The 24,674-nt window shown below is 57.2% G+C and carries 23 protein-coding genes; 13 read left to right on the plus strand and 10 right to left on the minus strand.

Features of this window, described 5'->3' with window-relative positions:
- Window positions 1-11: 11 nt before the first annotated feature.
- From QE408_RS02410 to QE408_RS02430, 5 genes are all read right to left on the minus strand, one after another.
- The gene (locus tag QE408_RS02410; RefSeq protein WP_306928240.1) at window positions 12-2,177 is read right to left on the minus strand and encodes a glycoside hydrolase; all 2,166 of its coding nucleotides are present in this window, start codon (window positions 2,175-2,177) and stop codon (window positions 12-14) included.
- Window positions 2,177-3,178 (minus strand): glycosyltransferase family 2 protein, encoded by a 1,002-nt coding sequence (locus QE408_RS02415; RefSeq protein ID WP_306928242.1) that lies wholly within the window; start codon window positions 3,176-3,178, stop codon window positions 2,177-2,179. The genes QE408_RS02410 and QE408_RS02415 overlap by 1 nt, the downstream gene beginning before the upstream one ends.
- Before the next feature lie 155 nt (window positions 3,179-3,333).
- On the minus strand, window positions 3,334-3,615 hold the full coding sequence (locus QE408_RS02420; RefSeq protein ID WP_306928244.1) for a hypothetical protein: 282 nt from the start codon (window positions 3,613-3,615) through the stop codon (window positions 3,334-3,336).
- A 164-nt stretch (window positions 3,616-3,779) separates the two neighbouring features.
- On the minus strand, window positions 3,780-4,472 hold the full coding sequence (locus QE408_RS02425) for an SDR family NAD(P)-dependent oxidoreductase (protein WP_306930156.1): 693 nt from the start codon (window positions 4,470-4,472) through the stop codon (window positions 3,780-3,782).
- Window positions 4,473-4,489: 17 nt separating this feature from the next.
- The gene (locus tag QE408_RS02430; protein WP_306928246.1) at window positions 4,490-6,040 is read right to left on the minus strand and encodes a cryptochrome/photolyase family protein; all 1,551 of its coding nucleotides are present in this window, start codon (window positions 6,038-6,040) and stop codon (window positions 4,490-4,492) included.
- 352 nt (window positions 6,041-6,392) lie between these two features.
- On the opposite strand from QE408_RS02430, the gene QE408_RS02435 reads away from it, so the two are divergent.
- Entirely contained in the window at window positions 6,393-6,707 is a 315-nt protein-coding gene (locus QE408_RS02435) for a BA14K family protein (protein WP_306928248.1), read from the plus strand.
- A gap of 65 nt (window positions 6,708-6,772) precedes the next feature.
- Here the strand turns inward: QE408_RS02435 and QE408_RS02440 are convergent, their stop codons facing one another.
- Window positions 6,773-7,402: an outer membrane protein gene (locus tag QE408_RS02440; protein ID WP_306928250.1), complete on the minus strand. Its 630-nt coding sequence runs from the start codon at window positions 7,400-7,402 to the stop codon at window positions 6,773-6,775.
- 306 nt (window positions 7,403-7,708) lie between these two features.
- Here QE408_RS02440 and QE408_RS02445 point away from each other — a divergent pair, with 306 nt between their 5' ends.
- Complete coding sequence (locus tag QE408_RS02445) at window positions 7,709-7,906, plus strand: hypothetical protein (RefSeq protein WP_306928251.1); 198 nt, start codon at window positions 7,709-7,711, stop codon at window positions 7,904-7,906.
- Between the two features lie 61 nt (window positions 7,907-7,967).
- On the opposite strand, the gene QE408_RS02450 is transcribed toward QE408_RS02445, so the two are convergent.
- Both QE408_RS02450 and QE408_RS02455 read right to left on the minus strand, forming a co-directional pair.
- On the minus strand, window positions 7,968-9,155 hold the full coding sequence (locus QE408_RS02450; protein WP_306928253.1) for a Gfo/Idh/MocA family protein: 1,188 nt from the start codon (window positions 9,153-9,155) through the stop codon (window positions 7,968-7,970).
- A 26-nt stretch (window positions 9,156-9,181) separates the two neighbouring features.
- The gene (locus QE408_RS02455) at window positions 9,182-10,234 is read right to left on the minus strand and encodes a sugar phosphate isomerase/epimerase family protein (RefSeq protein ID WP_306928255.1); all 1,053 of its coding nucleotides are present in this window, start codon (window positions 10,232-10,234) and stop codon (window positions 9,182-9,184) included.
- Between the two features lie 280 nt (window positions 10,235-10,514).
- Here QE408_RS02455 and QE408_RS02460 point away from each other — a divergent pair, with 280 nt between their 5' ends.
- From QE408_RS02460 to QE408_RS02485, 6 genes are all read left to right on the plus strand, one after another.
- Window positions 10,515-11,207 (plus strand): superoxide dismutase, encoded by a 693-nt coding sequence (locus QE408_RS02460; RefSeq protein ID WP_306928256.1) that lies wholly within the window; start codon window positions 10,515-10,517, stop codon window positions 11,205-11,207.
- Window positions 11,208-11,514: 307 nt separating this feature from the next.
- Window positions 11,515-13,113, plus strand: a complete 1,599-nt coding sequence (locus QE408_RS02465; RefSeq protein ID WP_306928258.1) for an ABC transporter substrate-binding protein — start codon at window positions 11,515-11,517, stop codon at window positions 13,111-13,113.
- A gap of 145 nt (window positions 13,114-13,258) precedes the next feature.
- Window positions 13,259-14,263, plus strand: coding sequence for an ABC transporter permease subunit (locus QE408_RS02470; protein WP_306928260.1), 1,005 nt, complete (start codon window positions 13,259-13,261; stop codon window positions 14,261-14,263).
- A 15-nt stretch (window positions 14,264-14,278) separates the two neighbouring features.
- A complete protein-coding gene (locus QE408_RS02475; protein ID WP_306928261.1) occupies window positions 14,279-15,196 on the plus strand; it encodes an ABC transporter permease subunit in 918 nt (305 codons plus the stop codon).
- A gap of 1 nt (window position 15,197) precedes the next feature.
- A complete protein-coding gene (locus QE408_RS02480) occupies window positions 15,198-16,064 on the plus strand; it encodes an ABC transporter ATP-binding protein (RefSeq protein WP_306928262.1) in 867 nt (288 codons plus the stop codon).
- Window positions 16,061-16,906, plus strand: a complete 846-nt coding sequence (locus tag QE408_RS02485) for a dipeptide ABC transporter ATP-binding protein (protein ID WP_306928263.1) — start codon at window positions 16,061-16,063, stop codon at window positions 16,904-16,906. Before QE408_RS02480 ends, QE408_RS02485 begins: the two co-directional genes overlap by 4 nt.
- 40 nt (window positions 16,907-16,946) lie before the next feature.
- Here QE408_RS02485 and QE408_RS02490 read toward each other — a convergent pair whose 3' ends face one another.
- On the minus strand, window positions 16,947-17,756 hold the full coding sequence (locus QE408_RS02490; protein WP_306928264.1) for a class I SAM-dependent methyltransferase: 810 nt from the start codon (window positions 17,754-17,756) through the stop codon (window positions 16,947-16,949).
- Window positions 17,757-17,866: 110 nt separating this feature from the next.
- Here QE408_RS02490 and QE408_RS02495 point away from each other — a divergent pair, with 110 nt between their 5' ends.
- The 5 genes from QE408_RS02495 to QE408_RS02515 all read left to right on the plus strand — a co-directional run bounded on the left by QE408_RS02495 (window position 17,867) and on the right by QE408_RS02515 (window position 23,431).
- Window positions 17,867-19,000 carry an ABC transporter substrate-binding protein gene (locus tag QE408_RS02495; RefSeq protein WP_306928265.1) on the plus strand — a complete coding sequence of 378 codons (1,134 nt, stop codon included), beginning with the start codon at window positions 17,867-17,869 and terminating at the stop codon, window positions 18,998-19,000.
- A 94-nt stretch (window positions 19,001-19,094) separates the two neighbouring features.
- Window positions 19,095-20,231, plus strand: coding sequence for an ABC transporter substrate-binding protein (locus QE408_RS02500; RefSeq protein WP_306928266.1), 1,137 nt, complete (start codon window positions 19,095-19,097; stop codon window positions 20,229-20,231).
- A gap of 1 nt (window position 20,232) precedes the next feature.
- A complete protein-coding gene (locus QE408_RS02505; RefSeq protein ID WP_306928267.1) occupies window positions 20,233-21,300 on the plus strand; it encodes a FecCD family ABC transporter permease in 1,068 nt (355 codons plus the stop codon).
- Window positions 21,294-22,046 carry an ABC transporter ATP-binding protein gene (locus QE408_RS02510; protein ID WP_306928269.1) on the plus strand — a complete coding sequence of 251 codons (753 nt, stop codon included), beginning with the start codon at window positions 21,294-21,296 and terminating at the stop codon, window positions 22,044-22,046. The genes QE408_RS02505 and QE408_RS02510 overlap by 7 nt, the downstream gene beginning before the upstream one ends.
- A 248-nt stretch (window positions 22,047-22,294) precedes the next feature.
- A complete protein-coding gene (locus QE408_RS02515) occupies window positions 22,295-23,431 on the plus strand; it encodes a PLP-dependent cysteine synthase family protein (RefSeq protein WP_306928270.1) in 1,137 nt (378 codons plus the stop codon).
- A 28-nt stretch (window positions 23,432-23,459) separates the two neighbouring features.
- Here QE408_RS02515 and QE408_RS02520 read toward each other — a convergent pair whose 3' ends face one another.
- Complete coding sequence (locus QE408_RS02520; RefSeq protein ID WP_306928272.1) at window positions 23,460-24,641, minus strand: low temperature requirement protein A; 1,182 nt, start codon at window positions 24,639-24,641, stop codon at window positions 23,460-23,462.
- Window positions 24,642-24,674 lie beyond the last annotated feature (33 nt).

A 24,674-nucleotide genomic window follows, 5' to 3' on the forward strand; every position in this document is an offset into this window, starting at 1 on the left:
CGCGAAGCGTTTTATTCGGTCCGCTCAACCAGGAAATAGGTCGTCGGACCGCTGGGCGTGTCATTCGACAGACGCACGATGTTACCGCTCTTGACGGTTGCGACGGTTGCACGGACACGGCCGTCCAGCCCGACAGGAGAAATCTTGAAGGTCCCGGGGATATCGAATCGGAGACCAACTTCCATGCGCCTGATGAGAACTGGCAGATGGCCGAAATCTTCGATGACGTGCTGATCAGCGTCTCTAAAGCGCATCCCGGAATTGCGGGCGTCCGACGCGAGGATCAAAAGCTGCCGTTTGCTCTCTTTCAACGGCGCTCCATCCAGAGACGACAGTGATAGCAATCCTCGTCCATCCGCTTGCTTGACGCTGAAAGCGCCTAGCTCAACGCCGTCCCCGACCTTATCGAAAGCAAGCGCCTCGGTCATCGGCGTTTTCAAGGCCAGGGCTTTGGCTCCGGCATCCAGTTGCAGTTCGCCGGTCTGGCTCACCACCTTACCACTATCGAGATCGGTCGGCGCGGACGGATCGACGCGACCAGCAGCTATCAGCTTTGCCACGATCGCCATCGGGGTCTCCCCCTCACGCTGCGGCGCGACCGCAACCACATCAGGCTTCGCATCGGTCAAAGATTGGAGGCCGATGGCCCCGACGAGACCGAGGCGTGTGAGAAGCTCGGGCTCCATGTCGTTGACACCTTGCGGCAGACCCTTTTGCCCGTCGACGAGGAAAGGGATGTCGAGCGACGTGCTCTTGGCATCGCCGCGGCGAAAGACGAGCGCAGCCAGCGTTTCGCCCGCTCGCGCCACCGGATCGAGTGCGATCGTGTAGGGCAGAATCTGCTTCTTGAACCGGAAATCCTCGCCATAGGCCAAAACAATCGGACCGTGCCCGTGGCGGCACAGAACATCCCAACCCTGCAGGGCAGCAAAAGCGGGTGCCGCAAGACCTGCCTCATACCGATAGGGGTTCCAGAAGAGATGGTCATATTCCGTGATAATAAATGGCCGACCCAGCCACCGTGCAGCACCCACAGTTCTCAAGTAGCGCAGCCCGTCTTCCAGCGAGCTTTTCCCCTCAATGCTGGTGCCCGGTTCATAGGAGCCAACCCAGTCATGATAGGTGTTCATCGCCACCGCATCCTGGATACTGCGGCTTATGCCGGTCTGGATCGTTGGCCAGTTATTGTAGGGCAAGATGATGCCGCGGAAGCCAAGATCGCGGAGCGCTTTGGTCATACGCTGGGTGGCGTTCTGCTCCACGTCGATGAAGAAGGATTGCAGGTCGCGCATCCGTTCGCTGCGCTCATTACGGTTGGTCGGCAGAGCAACAGAACGATCCTCAAGACTGCCTTCCTTCGTCCACCAACCCCATTTCTGCTTTAACGCATCGTCACTGCCGTGTTTCTTCGAAAGCCAGTCATTGAAGAGCGGTTGAAGCTGCTTCTGAAAGACGCTACCCCGCACGCCCTCTTGCACGATGGAATCAAATTCCAGGCCGTTTTCGTTGAAGGGCACGATGGCAACAAGTGCCGGATCGCGAATGGGGGCGATGCCGGTATAGGGATTGACCTTGCCGAGGAAGGTCTGCTGAAACTTCAGCCAGTGATTGAAGCCTGCATCCGTAATCTGCGCATCGACCTTGAGATCACCATTGAGATCCCATCTGTCCTCATAGCCGCCATAGGCTCCACGCGTGGAACTCAGGCCGTCTATGATCCAGTAGATGCCGTTTCGCTTCAGTGCCGCCATGAGGTAATGGACGCGATCCAGCACCTGCGGATCGAAGTCGAAATCCTTGGTGCGATCCGCCATCAACGCGGCATCAACATAATGGAAACGGGCGATATTGTAGCCGTGCCTCTTGAGCTGCAGGGCATAGCGGTCGGCAGCATCATGATCCGGAAACCCGCCAGACGCCGGGCTCAACGCAAGAGACGCACACAGGAAGCGCTGCGGCTCGGCGGCATCGTTTGCCATTGCAAGCTTGCCGGCAGGATTGATAACGATCCGCGTATTCTCGTCGATCTTTCTCTCTGGAAAAAGGCCGGAAAAATCAAGCGGGCTTCCCGCCTGAACTTCAAGCGACCTTTCTCTGACGGGAAGCCACTCTTCGGCGTAGGCTGGCCGGATCAATGCACACGAAACGACCAGTAACCGTAGAAGGGCTTTTTTCATCAGGACTTCAACAACCTGCTTTCAATCCAACTACCGGGATCTTTCCGTCGCGATATGAGGCCGAACGGAAGTGCCGCCGCATGAAAGCACCAGGCCACAATGGCGTAAAGGCCAAGCTCCAGACTCTTTTTCTTGATCGACATTGCCACGACCGGCAGCGCGAGCAAGGCAACAAAAGCAATCAACCAGATGGGATGGAAAATGCTGCCGATCAGGCAGAAAAGCAGAATTGCCCACCACGCATAGACGGCAAGCCAAAGCTTGATCTCTGGATTTTCTTGAATGATCTGTTTGAACCGCCCCTGCTGCCAGCCCGCCCGCAACAGCTCTCCAGTGCCGAGCAGATATTTCGACGACCAGCGCCGTGTCAGCAGCACATAGGAGTTGATGTTATGGCCGAAGTGATCGACATAGCGCCGGTCCAGCCGGTAAAGCGTCCAGCCGCGCAGCCGAAGACGTTGAGCAAGATCGAACTCCTCGAACGCATGGAGATTGCGGTCGGAGAAATATCCCGCCTCCTCTATGGCCGCGCGACGGTAAACGCCGCCGCCGTTCAGACGATCGCGAACGCCATGCTTGACCTCAGATGCAATGCGCTGCACGCGGCGGGTAAATTCCAGATTATCGAGATTGACCTCGTTGATATCGCCGCTGACACCAGCAACGCGGGGATGCTTATCAAGATAATCGAAGGCCTCGGTCAAGAATGTCGGATCGAGCAGCATGTCGCCGTCCATCAAGGCGACGAATTCCCCCTTGCTGTATTGAAATCCAAGCTGGGGACCGACACCGCAACTGGCTTTGGCGGGTGCCTGAATCTGTGCGATGATGACAGGGTATCGAGAAGCGATCTCAATTGTTCGATCCTTCGAACCACTGTCGGCAACAATGATTTCGCTTTCGATATCAGGCACGGCCTTCAACGCATCGATCACGCTTTCAATGGCCGCACCGATCCGGTTTTCTTCGTTGAGCGTCTTCAGAATGACCGATAATTTCACAGCCGCATCCGTTATATGTCAGTCTATTTAGGCAAGAATACAGATTTGAGTGCGAGGCTGCATGCGGATTTTCTTATATGCTTAACGCCACACCAAAGATTTATGCGGTTGTTGCGAATCTGGCAAGGATTGGGTTTGCAGCGCTGTGAAGCCGGTCAGTGGAGCATCCGGCTTCCGGACGTCTTCTCCATGTAGAGCTGCAAAAGCGTCATGGATTGCCTTAGTATAAGCTCAAGGGGCCTGAAGTTGTTCGAAGAGCTGTCGCCGCTTTCGCCTTCTATCATCGCCGCCATAGCGCGAAAATTCTCCGCCAGCCGCACGTCGCCCTCCTCCGCTGCATGTTCCGCAGCATCGAAAAGGGCTTCACTGACGGTATTCATCATGGCATACCGCTCGCCAGCATTCATCTCCGGCAAGCTTTTCGGTGCTGATTGCATGGATATCTCTCCGCGCGCGCCTTCAGCCTCGCATCCACTTCGCAGATGCATGAGCAATGCGCTTTGTTTGATCGGAATTATTGAACCAGAGATAGGGTTACAGGACTGGCGAAGCAAGTCATGACAGAAATGCCCCCCACGCATGGCCTTGACTGTCCTGTGCTTCACCACTCGATACTCGAGCCATCATAAGCATGGAAGTTGCCGCTCTGCTCCGGCTGAAGTCTATCCAGAACGGAAAGCATTCTGGTCGCGCTCTCGGCCGGTCGAAACCGATCACGACCGTTGCCATAGTCATCGCTAAGGGAGGTGGCGACGGTCCCGGGATGCATTGCCGCCAAGACGGACTGCGGGTGCGTACGGCTGATCTCGATGGAGGCGGTTCGGATGATCTGGTTCAAGGCTGCCTTGGAGGCACGGTAGGATATCCACCCACCAAGATGATTGTCACCGATCGAACCGACCCTTGCCGACAAAAACGCCATAAGCCCGCGTTCTCGCCCCGGCAGTCTCGCAGAGACATGTTTCATCACCAGCGCAGGGCCAAGAGCGTTCAGCGCAAACTGCTTCATCATCGCATCGGGAGAAAGCTGCTTCAGCGCCTTTTCCGGGCCAGCCCCATCAATCGTCAGCGCACCGGTGGCACAGAAGATCAGATGAAACTCGCCGTCCAGTCGCCCGATCGTGTCCTGAACGCTCCTCTCATCGGTGATGTCCAAGCCATCGGTGGAACGTGAAAGGCCGATCACCTCTGAGCACCTCTCGTCCGCCTCCAGCAGTTCTGCGACCGCCGAACCAATCCCGCCGCTTGAGCCGATGACCAGCGATCGATATCCCTCAGCAAGTGAACTCATCATCATCATCAGGAGAACTCCTACACGGGCTCCGCATCATCGAGCTTTTTAAGAAACCTGCGCGCAGCACCTTTATAAGCATTGCGCTGCTCCTCCTTCATCCGACTCCAAGTGGCGTAGGGCTGAGCAAGACGTCGGTTGCCGTCGAGCTTATTTCTGTTCCGGTCGAGGAAATCCCAGTAGAGTGAATTAAAGGGACAGGCGCCCTCCTCCGTCTTCTTGCGCACGTCATATTGGCAATTTTCGCAATAATCCGACATGCGCGAGATATAGGCACCGCTTGCGGCATAGGGCTTGGACCCGAGCAGTCCACCATCGGCGAACTGGCTCATGCCTATAACGTTCGGCATCTCTACCCACTCAAAGGCGTCGGCATAGACTTCGAGATACCATTCATGCACCGCGTGAGGGTCGAGGCCAGCAAGAAGCGCAAAGTTGCCGGTAACCATCAAACGCTGAATGTGATGGGCGTAGGCGTGATCGATGGTTTCACCAATGACCGCGGAGAGGCAATTCATTTCCGTCTTGCCGTCCCAGAAAAAGGAAGGAAGCGGCCGCGACGCCTTGAAGAAGTTGCGCTCCGCATAGTCCGGCATAAAGTGCCAGTAGATTCCCCGCATATATTCCCGCCAGCCGATAATCTGGCGGATGAAGCCCTCGACCGCATTGATCGGCGCATCGCCTTCGAGATAGGCGCGCTCCGCCCTGCGGCAGATATCGAGCGGATCGAGCAGGCCGAGATTGATGTAAAAAGAGAGAAGCGAGTGATTGAGAAAAGGATCGCTGGAGAGCATGGCGTCCTGCGTTTCGCCGAATCCCGGTAAGAAGTGCTCAATAAAGGCGTCTGCCGCGCGTTCCGCATCCTTCTGCGTGACCGCAAATGCGAAGCCCTTTGCCTCCCCCATATGCTCGGCAAAACGTTCATCGATCAATTTCATCACGTCGCGAGTCATCTTGTCAGGCGGAAACTGCGGGTGTGATGGCCGGAAGAGATCGGGCTTTGCCGGCTTCCGGTTCTCGGCATCGAAGTTCCAACGCCCGCCCACCGGCTTGTCACCGTCCATGAGCAGATCGGTTTTTCGACGCATGTCTCGATAGAAGAACTCCATCCTCAACTCGCGCCGCCCTTCGGCCCAGGTGGAGAACGCCTCCTTCGAACAGAGAAAACGGCTGTCGGTACGTATTTCAACGGGGATGCCAAGCGACTTTTCCCACCCGGCCATCGCCTGCAAGACGCGAAACTCGCCCGGTTCGGTGACGATGACCCTCTCCGGCTTGATCTCTTTGACGGCGCGCTTCAACTCATCGGTGAACCTCCCCGTGTTCGCCTTGTCATCCAGCTCTATGTAGCGAACATCAAATCCCCTGCCGCGCAAGTCTTCGGCGAAGTGACGCATGGCCGAAAGAATGAGGATGATCTTTTTGCGGTGATGGCGCACATAGGTCGTCTCTTCCTGCACCTCACACATAAGGACCGCATCCTTGTGCGGATCAAACCCCTCCAGACTCGATATGGAGTGAGACAATTGATCGCCAAGAATGAAGATGAGATTGCGGCAGCGGTGTTTCATCGCGGCAGAACGTCGAGCCGCCGCCTCGCGTTCCAGACAGAAGACGATACCGACTTCATTTCGAGTTTAGCGGCGTGCAGCCTCTGCAGTTGTCTACCCCACTGACATGGCGCACGAGTTGAAAGCGAAAAAAGACGCGAATTGCAATTGCTCGGAAACGACAGAACGCTCCGATCCGCCGAGGAGACGGATCACATCGAGAGGACGATAGAACCCAAGATGCGAATCAGGACTGAAAGTGCCTCTATAATCGATTATCACCGGCACGTTACTTCTAAGACTTCGTTAACAAGGGAACCAAAGCCAGTCTTGCCACGTTGCTTTTTCGAGACACGGAAAAGGAACTTCCAAAATGTCAAGATCAGGAAACGTAAAATCCGTAGTTTTTTTAGCGGCTGCCTTCCTGTGCGCTGCAAGCGGCCCATCACTGGCTCTAAGCGTCATCAACCCCGCTTATGTGAGCGAGGCCTCTGCTGAAGAGGGCACGAACGCTTCCGTCTCCGCCTTCAGCAATGGCGGCGCGACCAAAGGCGGCGGCGATCTTCTGCTTTCGGCAGATGAAGTGCAGCACATCCGCTGGTGCGCAACACGCTATCCATCCTACCATGCATCGGACAACACCTTCGCTGACGCTCATGGCGTCCGCACGGAGTGCCGTTCGAAGTAAGGCGGGCAATCTTCCGCCCGCCTTGTCAATCAAGTGGTTGGCAGGTTCAACGCTGCCAAAAGATATTAGAAGTGGTAGTTCAGGCCACCCTTAACGACGTTGTCGCTGATATCCGTCCGCGATGTGGTGCCGCCGGAGAATGTCCGGACATCGTTTGTCGCGACGTAGTTATATTCAACCTTACCTGAAATCTGCTGATTGAACTTGTGTTCGATACCAGCGCCCAGCAGATACCCTTCCTTCATTCCATCAGGGCCGACGACATTGTCGCCATCGCGAAGGCTCGTGACCGTAAGACCGGCTGTACCATAGATCAGTGTTTCGTCCATCTTGACGCCAGCCTTAGCCTTGGCCGCAACGCGCCAGCGCTCACGAAGATTTCCGTTTGGAACGGAGACGCGGGTATCGCCAAGATGGGTTGCCTCAAGTTCACCACCGACGACTGCGCCGCCGAGATCGTAATTGTAGCCGCCCTGAACGCCGAGCGCCAAGCCCTTGCCGTCACGGAACGGGTTTGCACTTGGCATGGCAGCGCCGATATGGCCACCGGCATAAGCACCTGTCCAGGACGAGCTTGCTGGCTCGTTATAGGCCGGAGGCGCTTCGTAGGACGAGGTAAGGTCTGCCGCAACAACCGGGCTTGCAGCCAAAAGTGCCGCAGCGGCAACAGCATAAGATCTGAATTTATTGGACATCATCAACTCCATACAAGTCCACTGGCCCCTTAGAGGGAAGCATCATTCCGAAAGCAACCGACGACAGCGCCTGTCTGACTGCTGTTATGGTCAACATAAGCGCGAAGGTATGGCGGAAAAAGAAACTTGGTTAGAATTTAGCTAAAACTTTAACGGCATGGATAACAGGTGGTTAACGGCAAATTGCCGTCGCCGCGTTGGTCGCTGACGCATCGGGACTGATCGCGGAGACAGGTTGCGGAGTAAGATGGGAACCAATGTATCGGGCTTCTGTTTACCTACCGAACAACAATGAAGGAGGTTACCATGCCAAATCGTGATCCACTGGACGAGTCCACGATCGACAGCCCGCGTGGTCCAACATCCACACCGGGCATTCCGGATCGAGTTCAGGAAAAGCCGCCCGTTCCGCCAGTCCAGGATCCAGGCGATACCAAGAATCCGAACGATCCGACGCTTAATCCCGCACTTCTGCCGATTGGCGATCCAGCGGGCGCAGCTTGAAAGCTGCGGTAAGAATTCAACAAACCGCCATGCGACATGATCGCATGGCGGTTTTGTCGTGTTAGATCTTGACCCAGTTGCCGTTGTCCTTTGACGAACGAATGCATGCCTCCACGAAGGCAACGCCTTTCACACCGTCATCAACAGTCGGGTAGATGACAGCCTTGTCGAGGTCAGAACCGTTGCGGCGCGCGTCGATGGCGTTTGCGGCTTCCGAATAGATCGTCGCAAAGGCTTCGAGGTAACCTTCCGGGTGGCCCGAGGGAATGCGGGTCACCCGGGCTGCCGCTTCACCTGCACCGGCGCCGCCACGGGTGATCAGTTGCTTTGGCTCTCCGAGCTTGGTGAACCACAGATAGTTCGGGTCCGCCTGCGTCCATTCCAGCCCCGCCTTGGTGCCGTAGACGCGTACCTTCAAACCGTTTTCGTGGCCGACGGCGACCTGGCTGCACCACAGAAGACCTTTGGCCGCCTGCTTACCGTCTTTTGCCTTGAAGCGCAGCATGACATGCGCGTTGTCATCCAGGCGCCGCCCTTCGACAAAGGTGTGTACGTCGGCCGCGAGTTCGTCCAGTTCAAGCCCGGAGATGAAGCAGCCGAGGTTGTAAGCGTGCGTGCCGATGTCACCGGTCGAGCCGCCTGCACCCGACTGTGCGGGGTCCGTTCTCCAGACCGCCTGCTTGGCGCCGGTCTGTTCGATCGGCTCGGCCAGCCAGTCCTGCGGATACTCCATCTGCACCAGGCGAATATCGCCAAGCGCGCCACTTTCCACCAGTTCCCGTGCATGGCGCACCATGGGATAGCCGGTATAATTGTGGGTCAGCACGAACAGCGCATCAGCCTTATCGGCGACCTCTTTCAGCTTCCTGGCGTCTTCGAGGTTGGAGGTCAGCGGTTTGTCGCAAATGACGTGGATGCCGCGCTCCAGAAAGGCTTTGGCCGCGGGATAATGAACATGGTTCGGCGTGACGATGGCGACGGCTTCGATACCATCCTCGCGTGCCGCTTCCTTTTCCGCCATTTCCTCATAGGAACCGTAGCAGCGGTCTTCGTCGAGCCCCAATTCCAGACCGGAGGCCTTGGACTTCTCCGGCGTGGACGACAACGCGCCTGCCACCAGTTCAAAGCGGTTGTCGAGGCGCGCCGCCATGCGGTGAACGCCGCCGATGAAAGCGCCGCTGCCGCCGCCGACCATGCCGAGGCGAATACGCTTGGACGCCTTGTCGGTCGTCTTTCCTTCAATTGCCATAGTTTTCAGTCCTCGCAATCGTTCTATTACAGGCCAAGCATACGCCGGTTGGCCGCGTCATCTGTGCCGCTGGAGGCGAAATCGTCGAAGGCCTTCTCCGTGACGCGGATGATATGCGCCTTGACAAATTCTGCACCTTCACGCGCGCCGTCTTCGGGATGCTTCAAGGCGCATTCCCATTCGACCACGGCCCAGCCATCGAAATCATTGGCTGCCATCTTTGAGAAGACCGCACCGAAATCCACCTGGCCGTCGCCAAGCGAGCGGAAGCGGCCCGCGCGGTTGACCCAACCCTGATAACCGCCATAGACGCCCTGGCGTCCCGTCGGATTGAACTCCGCATCCTTGACGTGGAACATCTTGATGCGGTCTTTGTAGATATCGATGTTGTCGAGATAATCCAGGCACTGCAGCACGTAATGCGACGGATCGTAAAGCATGTTGGCGCGGCTATGGTTCTTCACCCGCTCCAGGAACATTTCGAAGGTTACGCCATCATGCAGATCTTCGCCTGGATGAATTTCGTAGCAGACATCGACACCCTGCTCGTCGGCGAAGTCCAGGATCGGCGTCCAGCGCCTTGCAAGTTCGTCGAATGCGGTTTCCACCAGGCCTGCAGGACGCTGCGGCCATGGGTAGATGAAGGGCCAAGCGAGCGCGCCTGAGAATGTTGCGTGTGCATCGATGCCGAGATTGCGCGATGCCTTCAAGGCGAGTTTGACCTGCTCCACCGCCCATTCCTGCCGCGCCTTGGGATTGCCGCGCACTTCCGGCGCTGCAAAACCGTCAAAGGCTTCATCATAAGCAGGGTGGACCGCCACAAGCTGACCCTGAAGATGGGTCGAAAGCTCGGTCACTTCGACACCGTTCTGGCGCGCAACGCCCGAAAACTCGTCGCAATAATCCTTGGATTCCGCGGCCTTCTTAAGGTCGATCAACTGGCTCGCCCATGTCGGCACTTGAACACCGACATAGCCTTTTTCAGCGGCCCATTTAGTGATCGCGTCCCAGCTATTGAAGGGTGCGGCATCTCCCGCGAACTGACCCAGAAACAAACCGGGGCCCTTGATCGTCTTCATGTCTGACTTCCTCCTGTATCGATACAGTTGAACGGACCGAGCCTCCGCCGCACAACCGCGGACAAGCTAACCGCTCCAGAATTTCGTGCAACCCTGAATGTCGCATCCGTCGCTAATAATTACGGAGAAGAAACGTCTGCTCGTGCAGCCAGCCCTTGAGTATACTTGACGCGATAACAAGTTCGGGAGCACGCCCCAAACCACATCACCCCGGGAAACCTTTTCCAGTTGCGGCGGTTATCGAAACTCAAACCTTCATCACCAGGAGCTTCGAACCGCCATGATACTAACAAGACGCGCAATCCTTGCTGCCGGCGCCGCCTCCGCTGCGGCAACGGTTCTTTCAACGCCGTCTATCGGCCGTGCCGCAACTCCTTTCGAGCAACCCGCCCTTCCCTTCAAGGAGGACGCACTCGCACCGCATATTTCGGCAAAAACGGTCGGCTTGCATTACGGCAAGCACCACAAAGCCTATTTCGACAAGCTCAATATGCTTTCGAAGGACAAGCCCTATGCGGACATGAAGCTGGAAGAGATCGTGACCGCGTCTTACGGAAAGGCGGCAGACAAGAAAATCTTCAACAACGCAGCCCAGGCGTGGAACCACATTTTCTACTGGGACCAGTTCGTACCCGGCGGCCCGAACAGACCAGAGGGAAAAACGGCGGATGAAATCAACGCCGCATTCGGCAATTATGACAAGTTCATCGAAAAAGCCGTCGCGGCATCCGATGAGGTCTTCGGCACGGGCTGGGTATGGCTCACCAGAGACGACGCGAACAAACTTGCGCTGGTCGGCTATGAGGACGGCAACAATCCTGTGGCTGTCGGTCGCCCCGCCTATCTCGGCATCGATATATGGGAACATGCCTATTACGTCGACTACGAGAACCGTAAGCCCGCGCATATCAAGGCCGTGCTGGAAAACCTCGTGAACTGGCGTGTCGTGGGCGACAAAATCTCGGCAGCCTGAGGCACCTCGACAAGTCGAGAACTGAACCGCTAATATCCTCTCCAGCGCCCTGCTTTTCGCGGGGCGTTTTCGCATGTCTCAAGGTAGCCGCGAGAGAAGGATATATCACTTTTAGCCGATCCGACGATCATAACATTCTAATGATATCGCCTAAAATAGTATCAGATCGCGGAAAGTTGAATATTTGATCAAAAATCATATGAATCGTTTCAGTGTTCGCTTGAGTATGTAAAGACTTTCTTATAACGACGATCAATCGGCATTCGCGGGACAAGCGAGCCGTTTACAAAAAATTGGGAGCTCATATATGAGATACAAACTTGGCATCATCGTCGCCGCCCTGCTTTCGGCGACGTGCTTCGCAAACGTAGCCAGTGCGAAAACCTTCGTTTACTGCTCCGAAGGTTCGCCAGAAGGCTTCGATCCTGGCCTCTACACAGCCGGCACCACCTTCGACGCCGCTGCACACACCGTTTACAACCGCCTGCTGGAATTCGAAAAGGGCACCACCAAGCCAATTCCAGGGCTCGCCGAGAGCTGGGAAGTTTCCAAGGATGGCAAGGAGTACACCTTCAAGCTCCGTCCCGGCGTCAAGTTCCAGACCACAGACTTCTTCACACCGACCCGCGACCTGAATGCCGATGACGTTGTTTTCTCCATCGAGCGCCAGATCAAGACCGACAACCCTTGGCACCAGTATGTTCCGGGCACGTCCTGGGAATATGCCGCCGGCATGGGCTTCCCTGAACTGATCAAGTCGGTCGAAAAAGTCGACGACATGACGGTCAAGTTCACGCTGAACCGTCCGGAAGCTCCCTTCCTTGCAAACCTCGCAATGCCTTTCGCTTCGATCGTTTCGAAGGAATACACCGACAAGCTCGCCGCTGAAGGCAAGCAGGCAGAACTGAACCAGAAGCCAGTCGGCACCGGTCCGTTTGCTTTCGTCGGCTACCAGCAGGACGCCGTCATCCGCTACAAGGCCAATAAGGATTATTGGGGCGGCGCACCGAAGATCGACGATCTCGTTTTCGCCATCACCACCGATGCTGCCGTTCGCTACCAGAAGCTGAAGGCTGGCGAATGCCACCTGATGCCTTACCCGAATGCCGCTGACGTGCAGTCGATGAAGGCCGACCCGAACCTCAAGGTCATGGAGCAGGAAGGCCTCAACGTTGCCTACCTCGCCTACAACACCACCCAGGCTCCGTTCGACAAGGTCGAAGTGCGCAAGGCGCTGAACAAGGCCATCAACAAGAAGGCTATTGTCGACGCTGTCTTCCAGGGCATGGCAACACCTGCCAAGAACCCGCTGCCGCCGACCATGTGGTCCTATAACGACAAGATCGAAGACGATACCTACGATCTCGACGCTGCAAAGAAGATGCTCGCAGACGCTGGCGTGAAGGACCTTTCCATGAAGGTCTGGGCAATGCCTGTTTCGCGTCCATACATGCTGAACGCCCGCCGCGCTGCCGAAATCATCCAGGATGATTTCGCCAAGATCGGTGTGAAGGTCGAAATCGTTTCTTACGAATGGGCCGAATATCTCGACCGCTCCAAGGCCAAGGATCGTGACGGCGCCGTCATGCTCGGCTGGACCGGCGACAATGGCGATCCGGACAACTTCCTTGACACACTGCTCGGCTGCGAAGCCGTTGGTGGTAACAACCGTGCACAGTGGTGCAACAAGGAGTTCAACGATCTGGTGAAGAAGGCCAAGGTTACGACCGATCAGGCCGAGCGCACCAAGCTCTACGAAGAAGCTCAGGTTGTCTTCAAGAAGGAAGCACCTTGGGCGACGCTCGACCACTCCCTGTCCATCGTTCCGATGCGCAAGGAAGTAACGGGCTTCGTCCAGAGCCCGCTGGGTGACTTCACGTTCGAAAACGTCGACATCACCGAGTAATCGCTGCACCCAAACAGACTTGCCGCGCATCTTCTTGAAGGTGCGCGGCAGTTCCTTTATGCGGCACTCATAACATACCAATAAGCAGGCGAAACTGCCTCGTGCCAGAGCATAGGTTCCTCAAGGAACAGATCGAAGGTTTCTCATGATTGGCTTTCTCGTGCGGCGTATTGCCGTGCTCATCCCGACATTCATCGGGGTTTCCATTATCGCGTTCCTGTTCATCCGGCTTCTGCCGGGCGATCCGGTGGCGCTGCTCTCCGGCGAACGCGTCATGTCGCCAGAGCGTCATGCGCAGATCAGCGCGGCTCTCGGTCTCGACCGTCCGCTGGTGATCCAGTATTTCGACTATCTGAAGGGCATTCTGACAGGTGATTTCGGCACGTCCATCGTGTCCAAGTCGCCGATCATCGATCAGTTCTTCGCGCTCTTTCCGGCAACCGTCGAACTCTCCTTCTGCGCCATCATCCTGGCTATCTGCATTGGCATTCCGGCAGGTGTGTTCGCGGCCATCAAGCGCGGCTCGATCTTCGATCAGGGGCTGATGGGCATCGCGCTCGTCGGCTATTCCATGCCAATCTTCTGGTGGGGCCTGCTGCTGATCATCCTGTTTTCCGGCATTCTGCAATGGACACCGGTTTCGGGACGCATCTCGCTGATGTACTACTTCCCGCCGGTCACTGGCTTCATGCTGATCGACTCGCTGCTGTCTGGGCAGAAGGGGGCATTCACCTCCGCGCTTAGCCATCTGGCGCTGCCATCGATCGTGCTTGCCACCATTCCACTCGCCGTCATTGCGCGCCAGACGCGTTCGGCCATGCTGGAAGTGCTGTCGGAAGACTATGTGCGTACCGCACGCGCCAAGGGCCTTTCTCCCTTCCGGGTGATCGGCATCCATGCGCTGCGCAACGCCATGATCCCGGTCATCACCACCATCGGTCTCCAGGTCGGCGTCATGCTGGCGGGTGCCATCCTCACCGAAACGATCTTCTCCTGGCCGGGCATCGGCAAGTGGATGGTCGATTCCGTCTTCCGCCGCGATTACCCGGTTATCCAGGGCGGCCTGCTGTTGATTGCGGGCATCATCATGGTCGTCAACCTCATCGTTGACCTCCTGTATGGCCTGATCAACCCGCGCATCCGGCACTAAAGGGAGGACCGTTTCATGGCCGATACCGCTATTACCAAAACCGCAGCACCGGTTTCCTCTGCCGCCATGCGCAAGCAGATGCTCAAGGAATTCTGGTTCTATTTCTCCGAGAACAAGGGCGCCGTGATCGGGCTCTATGTGTTCATCGCGCTCGTGATCATCGCCGTCTTCGCACACTTCATCGCGCCGCACTCGCCGTTCGAGCAGTATCGTGACGCCGTCCTTCTGCCGCCCGCCTGGGTGCAAGGGGGACGCCTGACCTATCTGCTCGGCACCGACCCTGTCGGCCGCGATATCCTGTCCCGCCTGATCTATGGCGCGCAGTATTCGCTGTTCATCGGCGTCTTCGTCACCACCCTGTCCTTGACCACCGGCGTCGTCATCGGCGTTCTCGCAGGCTATTATCGCGGCTGGCTCGATACCGCCATCATGCGTTTGATGGACATCATCCTGGCCTTTCCGTCGCTGCTTCTGGCGCTCGTTCTCGTCGCCATTCTTGGACCGGGGCTGACCAACGGCATGATCGCGATTGCGCTCGTTCTTCAGCCGCATTTCGTGCGCCTGACCCGTGCCGCCGTCATGTCGGAGAAATCCAAGGATTACGTTACGGCCTCGCGCTTGGCAGGCGCCGGTCCGCTGCGTCTGATGTTCCGCACCATTCTGCCGAACTGCACCGCGCCGCTCATCGTTCAGGCGACGCTTTCCTTCTCCAACGCCATTCTCGATGCTGCCGCTCTCGGCTTCCTCGGCATGGGCGCGCAGCCGCCCGCACCCGAATGGGGCACCATGCTTGCCGAAGCGCGTGAATTCATTCTACGCGCATGGTGGGTCGTCACTTTCCCCGGTCTTGCCATCCTCATCACCGTTCTTGCCATCAACCTGATGGGCGACGGTCTGCGTGATGCGCTCGACCCGAAACTGAAGAGGTCCTGATATGGCACTTCTGCAAATCGATAATCTCACCGTCGAGTTCGAAACCGCCAATGGCTGGTTCCGCGCCGTGGATGGCGTGTCGATCTCGGTCGATCCGGGTGAAGTGCTTGCCATCGTCGGCGAGTCCGGCTCCGGCAAGTCCGTTTCCATGCTGGCCGTCATGGGCCTGCTGCCGTGGACGGCGCGCATCACCGCCGACCGCATGCTCTTTCAGGGCAAGGATATCCAGAAGCTCAGCGCATCCGATCGCCGCAAGCTGATCGGCAAGGATGTCGCCATGATCTTCCAGGAGCCGGTTGCAAGCCTCAACCCTTGCTTCACCGTCGGTTTCCAGATCGAGGAAGTTCTGCGCATCCATATGGGTCTGGACAAGAAGGCACGGCGCGCCCGTGCCATTGAACTCTTCAAGCTCGTGGGGCTGCCGGACCCGGAAGAACGCCTGAAGCACTTCCCTCATCAGATGTCTGGCGGCCAGTGCCAGCGCGTGATGATCGCCATCGCGATTGCCTGCAATCCAAAGCTCCTGATCGCCGACGAGCCGACGACCGCGCTCGACGTGACGATCCAGAAGCAGATCCTCGATCTTATCATGCGCCTGCAGGCAGAAAACGGCATGGGCCTGATCATGATCACCCACGATATGGGCGTGGTGGCGGAAACGGCGGATCGCGTCGTGGTTCAGTACAAGGGTCGCAAGATGGAGGAGGCCGACGTGCTCACTCTGTTTGAAAACCCGAAGAGCAACTATACCAAGGCACTTCTGGCAGCGTTGCCGGAGAATGCGACGGGCGATCGCCTGACCACCGTTTCGCAGTTCTTCGACGGTACACCGACGCCAGCCTCGAGCATTGGGGGAGAAACGGCATGAGCGACAACAAGATCATGCTCGAAATCCGTGACATGAAACGGGATTACCATATCCCCGGCGGATTTCTGAAAAAGAGCAAGACGGTCCATGCCGTCAAGGGCGTGTCCTTCAAGCTCGAGACCGGCAAGACGCTGGCAATCGTCGGCGAAAGTGGCTGCGGCAAGTCGACGCTTGCCCGCATGCTGACCTTCATCGACGAGCCGACCTCCGGCGATCTCTTCATCGATGGCGAGAAGATGGACACACGTCCCGGCCACCTGACGCCGGAAATGCGCCAGAAGGTGCAGATCGTGTTCCAGAACCCATACGGCTCGCTCAACCCGCGCCAGAAGATCGGCGACGTGCTGGGTGAATCCCTTCTGATCAACACCAACATGTCCGCCGCCGAGCGTCGCGAAAAGGCAACCGACATGCTGGTGCGCGTCGGTCTCGGCCCTGAGCATTACAACCGCTATCCGCACATGTTCTCCGGTGGTCAGCGCCAGCGTATCGCCATTGCGCGTGCACTGATGCTCAATCCGAAGCTCCTTGTGCTGGACGAGCCGGTTTCCGCGCTCGACCTTTCGGTCCAGGCCCAGGTGCTGAACTTGCTCGCCGACCTTCAGGACGAGTTTGGCCTGACCTATGTCTTCATCAGCCATGACCTGTCGGTGGTAAAATATATCGCCGATGAAGTGATGGTGATGTATTTCGGCGAAGCGGTTGAATACGGCACCCGCGACGAGGTCTTTTCCGACCCGAAGCACAGCTACACCCGCACATTGTTTGCGGCGACGCCAAAATCGGATGTGGAGTCGATCCGGGCTCGTATGGCCGCCAAGGCGATGGCGAAAGCCGGCTGATCACACGATCCTGAAGCCTCGGAGCAATCCGGGGCTTTTCTTATCCCGGCTTGCGCGCACAGATAGCGTAGCGGTGCTGAATGCCACGCGCCGCAGCCTTCAGGACATTCCAGTTCTTTGCCTGGCTCTTGTGAACGTCGCGAAGATCGGTGTCGATCGTCACGTTCTCGAAGCCGGCATCGCGCAGCAGTGCTGCCACTGCCTCGGCACGCGCACCATTGGAAAAATAGACGCGTGAGAGAATGTTGTTATGCGTGCCCGCCATATCCGGCGGCATGTGCACCGCTTCGGCTTTTAGAAGCCCGCGCCTTTGCAGCCAGTTCGCGAGGTCTTTCAGAAACTTCTCCATGCGGGTGACATTGACGAAATCGCCATCGACGATCAGCACCTGCCCGCCGGGTTTCAAGACCCGCAGCCATTCGCGGAAGGCGGCCTGCGGATCGACCAAGGTCCAGACGAGATGGCGGTTGATCACCACATCATAGGTCGCGTCCGGCTCCATGGTGTTTTCCGCGTCGCCCATTCGGAAAGTGATCTGCCGGTTTCGGCTCTTCGCCTTGGCCTTAGCGCGCTCCAGCATGGGTTCTGCCCAGTCGAGACCGGTGACACGGAAGCCAAGATCATCCATCAGATGCGAGATGACGCCCGTGCCGCTGGCAAGATCCAGCGCCTGCCTCCCCTCACCCCGTCCCAGATGCTTCAACACGAGCCGATGCCAGGCAGCGCGTTCGTCCTCAGAAAAGATTTCATGCCCGGGTGAAAGATCGAAGGTGGCAGCGCGAGCGGACCAAAAGGCCTTGATCTCATCTCTCAAACCAAAATTGCTTCCATAACCATTTGCGCTGTCCATGCCGGTCGACCTTCGCGATTGCAGTTCAGAATTCCTCTAAAAGATAAAACTTGACTAATGCAATCATAAAATCTTAAAGCGCCAAAAGTTTTATTGGAGAGCTATTTTCAATGCGCATTACGAGCAGATCCGCAGTTCTTGCAATGGGCCTTCTATTGTCGACCGTATGGCCGGCATTTGCTGAAAAAGTGACAGTCAAAGACGTTACCGGACGCGATGTCGAGGTCAACGTGCCGGTCAAGCACGTCATTCTCGGCGAAGGCCGCCAAATTTATTTCCTTGCCGCCTTGGATAAGACCAATCCCTTCGAACACGTTGTTGGTTGGCGCGACGATCTGCCGAAGGCCGATCCGGAAACCTATGCGGCCTATCTCGCAAAGTATCCGGATATCGCCAAGCTGCCGAAGTTCGGCGGCATGAAGGATGGCACATTCGATATCGAGCAGGCGGTTACGCTGAAGCCCGACGTCATTTTGATGAACGTCGATGCCAAGACCGCAACGGAGGAAGCCGGCTACATCGAGAAGCTCGGCAAGGTTGGCATCCCGCTCGTCTATGTCGACTTCCGCGAAAAGCCGATGGAAAACACCGAGCCGAGCATGCGCCTCATGGGCAAGCTTATGGGCAAGGAAGCGGTCGCGGAAGACTTCATCAAGTTCCGCTCCGACAGCATCAAGCGCGTTACCGACGTTCTCGAAAAGGAAAACCCGAAGAAGCCCGTCGTCTTTGTCGAGCGCGCTGGCGGCTATTCTGACGATTGCTGCATGTCCTTCGGCAATGAGAATTTCGGCAAGATGGTCGAGATCGCTGGCGGCATCAACATGGCGAAGGGCATCATTCCCGGCACCTTCGGCACGGTCAATCCCGAGCAGATCATTGCTTCCAATCCAGACCAGATCATCATCACCGGCGGCAAGTGGGAAGCCTATGTTCCGGGCGGTAAGTGGGTGGGTGTTGGCTATGGTGCAGACCTGAAGGAAGCCCATCGCAAGCTGGAGGCCCTGACGAAACGCCCGGGCTTTACCGGCGTCAAGGCGGTGGAGAACGGCGATGTGCACGCCATCTGGCACCAGTTCTACAACAACCCCTATCAGTTCGTCGCGATCCAGGAGATCGCCAAGTGGCTGCATCCCGATCTCTTCAAGGACCTCGATCCTGAAGCGACCTTCAAGGAATTGCATGAGCGTTTCCTGCCGCTCGAATACAAGCCCGGCTACTTCGTCTCGTTGAAAGACAACACTTAAGATCGAGACCATGATGGCCTTAACGGCCAGAAACGAACAATGCGAGGCGGGCTAGATCCGCCTCGCCATGCTGTTTTTAAAAGAGGGTCATCCCATGATTTTCAAAACGCTTGGCACGATTGCAACCATCATCCTTGCGACGCTCTCCTCCCCGGCTTTGTCGGCGCAAATCATCGACGCGGCCGGTCGTACCGTCGAGATGGATCTGCCTGCGAAGCGGGTGATCCTGGGCGAAGCCCGGCAGGTTCATGTTGTCGCGGCCCTCAAGGGTGACCAGACGTTCGCCACCATCGTCGGTTGGCGCGATGATCTCATCAAGAAGGACCCGGACAGCTACACCGCCTATGTCGAGCGTTTTCCGCAGATCAAGGACCTTCCACGCTTCGGCTATCTACCGCAGGGTGAGTTCAGCCTGGAGGCGGCGATTGCACTCTCGCCAGACGTGATCACGCTGAACCTGGAGGCAGAGCAAAGCGCCAAGGAAAGCGGCTTCGAAGAAAAGGCGGCAGCAGCCGGTATCAAGGTGGTCTATCTCGACTTCCGGCTCGATCCGGAGAAAAACACCGAACCCTCCATTCGCGCCCTTGGCCAGATTTTCGGCGCCGAACAGCGGGCCGACGAATTCATGGCCTATCGCCGCGAGCAGATTGCACTCGTTACCGACAAGCTGGCAATTGTGAAGGATCTGAAGCGCCCTGGCGTCTTCATAGAGCGCGCACCGGGTATCTCCGGCGAGAACACCTGCTGCCGTACCTTCGGCCCGGTCAATTTCGGTGCGATGATTGAAGAGGCCGGTGGCCACAATATTGCGTCCGACGTGATCAAGACAACCTTCGGCGATCTCAACCCGGAGCAACTCGTCGTCGCCGATCCAGCCCACATCATCGTCACAGGTTCGAACTGGGCCGCGGAATCCGACATCAACCAGTTCGTCCCGGTTGGACGCGGCGCGGACATGAAGCTTTCGCGTGAGCGCCTTGCCAAACTCATGACACGCACGCCCTTTCCCGAATTGAGGGCTGTCAGAGATGGCAATGTGCACGCCGTCTGGCACCAGTTCTACGGTGCTCCCTATGAATTCGTGCCGATCCAGCAGTTCGCAAAGTGGTTTCATCCCGATCTCTTTGCCGACCTTGATCCAGAAAAGAACTTCGATGACTTCCACAAGAGGTTCCTGCCTATCGCATACAAGCCCGGTTACTTCGTCTCTCTCGAAAAAGGCGTAAACTAAGATGGCTTCCATCAGCGAAATGCCTGTAGCGACGACAGGAGGGCATCAATACCGGGCACTTGCCGGTCGCCGTATATTGATCCTCGTCGGTCTTCTTCTGGCCTTGTGCCTCAGCGTTGCGACCGACATGGCGCTGGGGCCGGCGCGTTACACGCTTTCAGACGTTGTGAGTGCAATCTTCGATCCGGCGGCTGTCGCCAACCAGCTTCGCGTGGTCATCTGGGATATCCGCATGCCAATCGCCCTGATGGCGGTCACCGTCGGGGCCTCTCTCTCCGTCGCTGGCGCACAGATGCAGACCATCCTGTCGAACCCGCTTGCCAGCCCCTTCACACTTGGTATCTCGGCAGCGGCAAGTTTCGGCGCAGCCATGGGACTCGTCGGCGGCGTCGCGATCTTTCCAGGCGCCGTGGAATATATGGTTCCAATCAACGCTTTCATCATGGCGATGCTGGCTGCTCTCTTCATTCACTTCGCCTCGACGATGCGTGGCGTCAGCGTCGAAACTATTGTGCTTCTCGGCATCGCCTTGGTCTTCACTTTCAATGCCGCCCTGTCACTGCTGGAATATCTGGCATCAGAACAGGCTTTGGCAGCGGTCGTCTTCTGGACCATGGGGAGCCTCACCAAAGCGACATGGGCAAAGGTCTATGTCACGGCCGCCATTCTCGTGCTGACGGTGCCGCTCTTCATGAAGAACGCCTGGGCTTTGACGGCGCTCCGGCTTGGCGATGACAAGGCAGCCAGCATGGGCGTCAATGTCCGTCGCCTGCGCCTCCAGACCATGCTGACGGTGAGCCTGCTGGCCGCCATTCCGGTGTCCTTCGTCGGCACGATCGGCTTCGTCGGTCTGGTCGGTCCGCATATTGCCCGCATGGTGGTGGGCGAGGATCAGCGCTTCTTTCTGCCCGGCTCCGTCATCTGCGGCGCGCTTCTTCTTTCCGTCACCTCCGTCGTCAGCAAGATGCTGATCCCCGGCGCCGTGCTGCCGATCGGCGTCATCACTGCTCTTGTGGGCGTTCCCTTCTTCTTCATCCTGATCTTTTCCAACAGGAGGCGCGCATGGTAGCCTTGGCTCTCCAGGATGTCGGCGCGAAGTATGGGCGCACGACGGTTCTTTCCAACGTCAGTATGGACATGCTGCGGGCCGGAAGCGTCACGGCCGTCATCGGCCCGAACGCCGCGGGAAAATCCACGCTCTTCAAGCGCATTGCCAGCCTGATTTCCGGGCCAGGCGTCGTGACGCTATCGCAGATGGAGCAAGGCCCGAAGACGATCTGCTACATGCCCCAGGACACCGGTGCAAATGCAGTGCTTACGGTGTACGAATCCATTTTGCTTTCCGCCAAGCAGGGAAGCGGCTGGAAAGTTCACGACGACGAGCTGGCCGAGATCGACGCCATCTTGAAAGCGCTGAATATCGACAACCTGTCCTTCCGCGGGCTTGGCGAATTGTCGGGCGGCCAGCGTCAGCTTGTCTCTCTCGCGCAGGCCCTGGTACGCAAGCCGGAAGTACTCTTGATGGATGAACCGACGTCAGCGCTCGATCTCCACCGCCAGGTCGAAGTGCTGGACTTCATCTCAAGCCTCGCCCGTCGCGAGGGCATGATCGTGCTGATTGCGCTTCACGATCTGAACCACGCGCTGCGCTATTGCGAAAACACCATCGTGATAGCCGGTGGCCAGATGGTGGTAAGCGGGGCGACTGAAGATGTCATCACGCCCGCTATGCTGCGCGATATCTATCGCGTCGAGGCGCGCATCGAAACGTGCTCCAAGGGACAGCCCTTCGTTCTGGTGGATGGCACAGCCTGAGGTGATCGCTGTCTCGTGAGATTTGGGGAGCCCCACGCGCGCGCCCTCAATTTCCGCGCCTTATTGCACCCGTTTGCAGCCAGCCACTTTGCAAAGCCACCGTTCTAAGATAGGACGATTCCATGGAACATTCTTCTTCCATATCTTTTCATGGGAGCATGATTTTATGGGAAATGCTATTTTTAAAGAATATTCAAGCACACTGCGTTTGGCGGTAAATCTGCTGGAGCAGATGGAGGTCAAGCGCCATGCATGAATGTCTTTCCACGCCCCCAATCACCCCACTGCCGGCATGCGAAGACCGCGAATGGGCGCGCCGCGCAATCGGTATTCTTCAGGGCGACGGACGGCGTTCAGCTGATACCCATCTGGTAAAGCCCGTCTTTAACGGCCTGCGCGGCATATCGATCTATCTGAAAGACGAGTCGACGCACCCAACGGGCAGCCTCAAGCATCGCCTCGCGCGCTCTCTGTTCCTCTACGGCATCTGCAACGGCAAAATCCGGCAGGGGACGACGCTAGTAGAAGCCTCGTCCGGCTCCACCGCTGTCAGCGAAGCCTATTTCGCGCATCTGCTCGACCTTCCCTTCATTGCCGTCATGCCGCATTCCACCAGCCGCCAGAAGGTGGAGGCCATCGAACGCTTTGGCGGCCGCTGTCATTTCGTCGACAGTCCCGCCGAAGTCTATACCGTTGCCGAGAAGCTGGCTGCGGAAGCGAACGGCCACTATCTCGACCAGTTCACCTATGCGGAACGCGCAACGGATTGGCGCGGCAACAACAATATCGCCGAATCCATTTTCGACCAGATGCAGAGCGAAGAGCATCCAGAGCCATCATGGGTGGTGATGAATGCCGGTACCGGAGGCACCTCCGCCACGATCGGGCGCTACATCCGTTATCGCAATCTTCCCACCCGGCTTTGCGTGGTGGATGTGGAGCACTCGGCATTTTACCAATCCTACATGTCGGGAGATCGCAACGTCACCTGCTCGACGCCATCGCGCATCGAGGGCGTGGGCCGACCGCGTGTCGAGCCCTCCTTCATCCCCGGCGTCATCGACCACATGATCAAGATACCGGACGCGGCATCCATCGCTGCGATGCATGTCCTCTCAGAACGCCTCTTCCGGCGCGTGGGCGGCTCCACTGGCACGAATTTCTTCGGTGTCTGCTGGATTGCAGCTGCGATGATGAAGGAAGGGCGAAAAGGTTCGCTCGTCTCTTTGATCTGCGACAGTGGAGATCGCTACGCTGCCACCTACTATAATCCAGAGTGGCTGGCTCACAACAAGATCGATACCGAGCCTTACAAGGCCATGCTGAAAGCCTTCATCGACAATGGAGACTTCAGCAACTTCGACGTGACTGCTGAAGAGCAGTGATAGCTGAACGCGGTTCGAAGTGCTGCGACTAACCTATTGCCGCGGCATGTTTGCGAAGCGCGACGTATTCCCAGATCGCGACGAGCAGAAGGATGGAGCCACTGACAATCTGCAAACCATAAAGCGGAATATCTGGGACGAAGAGGAGTGCCGCCAGCACTCCGACACCGACAAAATGCGACACTGGCCTGACATAGGATGCCGCAACCTTGACGCCAATGTTGCCGAGCAAAAACAGGATCGGCCCGCCCAATATCGCAAGCGACTCCCTCAAGGTCGCCGGATCATGGCTATTCGAAAGGCTGAAGTCCTCGCCCACAGCCGTCAAGATGACGCCTGCAACGATGGGTAGGTGGCCGTAGTTGAAGAGATTCTGTGCGATCTTCTCAGGCTCCGCCGTCTCTTCTGCCTTTTCCGAGACCTGCTCCTGCCCGTGGTGAAAATATATCCACCACATGATGACGGTGCTGGAGAAGGCCGCGCAGAACACCACAAAGGTCAGGCTGGAATTCATATATTCCGTTGCCGTCTTGCCGGTCGTGAGGATCGTTTCACCGAGGCAAATGATGACGAATAACGCGCATCTCTCCGCAAGATGCTCGCCCGAAAGGAGAAGCTGCTCATCATCATGGGCACGCATGCCAGGAACATAATACCGCAGAAGCGGCCCTATATATTCAATGGCGATCGCCACCGTCCATAAGACGAGCCGAGAGGTCAAGCTATCAGTCAGGCCGCCTGCGATCCAGAAGACGCTGGAAACGACCAGCCAGACGGTGATCCTGCCGAATGTCTTGGAATTACCGTGATCGACGCCGTGGAACACATAGAGACCGAAGAGCGAGCGGGACAGCTGCATCGCCGTATAGATCGAAGCAAAAATGATGCCTTGGCTCTCAAACGCTTTTGGTAAAGCGATGGCAAGCAACACCCCTGCAAACATGAGGCCGAACAGGAGCATCCTGACAGGCTCCTTATCGGTATTGAGCAGATTGGTAAGCCAAGTGGTGTGCACCCACAGCCACCAAAGTGCGAGAATGAGGATCGCGGCCTCATAAAGGGCGGTTGCTCCAAAATCTTCCGTTAAAGTATAGGAAAGCTGGATCAGAGCGAAGACGAAGACGAGATCGAAGAACAGCTCTGGAAACGTGGCCTTTTGCGACTTGTCGTCGTCAGGCCTGATCCAGCCGCTTCTTGCACTTCCCGCCATATAGATCCCCAAGTGAATGAAAGGGCGTTACGC

The organism is Agrobacterium larrymoorei (genome assembly GCF_030819275.1).
Taxonomy (GTDB): domain Bacteria; phylum Pseudomonadota; class Alphaproteobacteria; order Rhizobiales; family Rhizobiaceae; genus Agrobacterium; species Agrobacterium larrymoorei_B.